This window comes from Allobosea sp. P4_E12, from assembly GCF_056401655.1.
In genome coordinates, this window is record NZ_JBFUIY010000109.1 from 1 (window position 1) to 2,905 (window position 2,905).

Sequence of the window (2,905 nt, forward strand, 5' to 3'; positions counted from 1 at the left end):
GCAACGACAACCTGACGCTCGGCCATGGCGGCGGCCTCTCCGGCAGTGCCGGCTCTGGCAGTGGCCATGACTTCGAGGGGATCGCCTCGGCCGGCGGCGGCTCGGGTGGCCACCACCCCGGCCCGGGCGGCCATTCCGGCCCGGGCGGCGAGAACCCTGGCGGATCCGGCGGTGAAAACCCCGGCGGGCCACGCAGCAACCGAGCGCCGCAACTCGCCGGCGTCGTCAACCTGCGCAGCATCGGGCGGTGCGAGACGCTGCTGATCACCGCGATCGGCTTGCTCGCAGGGGCGCTGGATCCTGATGGCGATACGCTCGTGGTTAGGCATCTCACCGCCTCCAGCGGCACGCTGACCGCGGTCGAGGGTGGCTGGGAGTTCACCCCGGCGCCCGGCTATTTTGGCCCGGTGACGCTGAGCTAYGAGGTCAGCGACGAGACCGTCGCGGTCGCCCAGACCGCGCTCTTCAGSGTCGTCGAGTTCACCGAGATCAACGGCACGGCCGGCGATGACAGCCTGACCGGGACSGAATGCGCCGACCTGATCGACGGGCGCGACGGCAATGACGTGATCGATGGCCGCGGSGGCTCSGACATCCTGCATGGCGGCGCCGGCAACGACTTCATCCGCGGCGGCGCCGGCCATGACCTGATCTATGCCGGCCGCGGCAACGACATCGTCTATGGCGGCGAGGGCAACGACACGATCTATGGCGRYGACGGCGACGACCAGCTCTTCGGCGAGGATGGCGACGACATCATCTTCGGCGGCAACGGCAACGACATCATCATCGGCGGTAAGGGCAATGATCGGCTCTATGGCGGCGATGGTGACGATTTCATCGACGGCGGTGAGGGGGACGACTGGATCGATGCCGGTGAGGGCAACAACGTTGTCTTGACCGGCGACGGCAACAACACCGTCCGCACCGGCAATGGCAACAATGTCGTCATCGGTGGCGCCCACGTCGACATCGTCGAGTTCGGCTGCGGCCAGGACACGGCCCGTCTCGGTGGGGGGGACGACGTCGCGGCGGGCGGCGGCGGCAACGACCGGCTCTTCGGCGAATCCGGCAACGATACGCTCTCCGGCGATGACGGCGACGATGTACTCGATGGCGGGGAGGGCGACGATCACCTCGCCGGCGGCTGCGGCAAGGACAGGCTCTTTGGTGGCAGCGGCAATGACTTGCTCGACGCCGGTGACGGCGATGACGAGGTGGAGGGCGGCGACGGCGACGACATCGTCTTCGGCGGAGACGGAGACGACAGGGTTGAGGGCGATGCCGGCCATGACCGGCTCTTCGGCGGAGCGGGCGACGACCGGATCGAGGGCAATGATGGCAATGACGTCATTGATGGCGGCACCGGCAATGACTGCCTGTTCGGTGGGACCGGCAATGACGTGATCCAGGGCGGTGCCGGCAACGACCGGATCGAGGGAGGTAGCGGTGCCGATACGCTCGATGGCGGTGGGGGCAGGGACCGGGTTGAGGCCGGGTCTGGCGACGACGTGATCATCGGTACGCTCGATGCTGCGGCCGATTGCTATGATGGCGGCAGCGGTTGCGACACGCTGGATTACTCCCGGGCAACGCAGAGCATCGACATCAACCTGGTCGAGGGCAAGGCGGTCAGCGTCGAGATCGGCGAGGACGGGTTCTCCAGCATCGAGGCGGTGATCGGCGGCAGCGGCAATGACCACTTCACCATCGGCACTGATGTGGTGACGCTGACCGGCGGGGCGGGCGACGACACCTTCTCCTTCGACGTGCCCTATGATGAGGACGATCGCGACCTGATCCACCAGATCCTCGACCTCGAGGCCGGCGACCGCATCCGCATCAAGCAGTACCAGATCCGCAAGCACGATGATGATGACGATGATGACGACGGCGGAAGCGGTTCCGACGACGATGCCTTCGATCGCACCTATGGCGACGAGGGCGACGATTCCGGTCGGCCATTCCGCTTCCGCATCGAGAAGATCGGTGACGACGACCGCACCTATGTCGATGTCTATCTCGAGCAGAATGACGAGAAGGACTACTCGATCGAGATCCAGGGCAGTCACAGGCTTTATTACTACTGATCCCGGCGAGGGGGCGGGGCCGCAGCGCCTCGCATTCCGGGCCGTCTGACGGGAGAGATGAGCATGATCAAGAGCAGTGTCGCATCGCAGTCCGGTGGGGACGCCAGGGAAGGGCGCGAGCCGAATTTCGGGCTCGGCCGGCATATGCTCGCCGGTACGGCGCTCGCCCTGCTCTTGGTCGTCGGCTGCGGCGGCTGGGCCGCCAGCGCCCATCTCAACGGCGCCGTGATCGCCCAGGGCTCGGTCAAGGTCGACCAGAACCTCAAGGAGGTGCAGCACCGCGACGGCGGCATCGTCCAGGCGATCGGGGTGCGCCAGGGCGACCGGGTCGAGGCTGGCCAGACCCTGTTCTGGCTCGACGATGTCCAGACCAAGGCCGAGCTCTCGATCATCCGCTCGCAGCTCGGCGAAAATCTCGGCCGCAAGGCCCGCCTGATCGCCGAGCGTGACAACCTCGCCGCGATCACCTTCCCGGCCGAGCTCGCCAAGGTCTTCGACGAGGCGGATCAGATCATCCAGGGCGAGACCCGGTTGTTCGACGGCAACCGCACCAACCGCGAAAGCCGCAAGGAACAGCTCGAGATCAGCGTCGTCCAGTCCGGCGAGGAGATCAAAGGCCTCGAGGCGCGCAAGGTCGCCAAGGTCGAGGAGCTGCGCCTGGTCGAACTCGAGCGGAACAAATATCTCGGCCTGTTCGAGAAGGGCTTCATCGACGGCACGAAGGTCTACAACATCAACCGCGAATGGGCCCGCCTGCTCGGCGAGCGCGGCGAGATCGAAGCCTCGATCGCCCGCGCCCGGCTGCGCGTCAGCGA

At 66.6% G+C, this 2,905-nt stretch carries 1 protein-coding gene and 1 pseudogene; both read left to right on the forward strand.

Annotation, left to right across the window (positions count from 1 at the left end):
• On the forward strand, positions 1-2,090 hold a 2,090-nt coding region (locus AC1DW9_RS36440; RefSeq protein WP_476855396.1), incomplete at its 5' end, for a calcium-binding protein.
• Positions 2,091-2,153: 63 nt separating this feature from the next.
• Positions 2,154-2,905 (forward strand): annotated as a pseudogene (locus AC1DW9_RS36445) (HlyD family type I secretion periplasmic adaptor subunit); the annotation flags it as partial.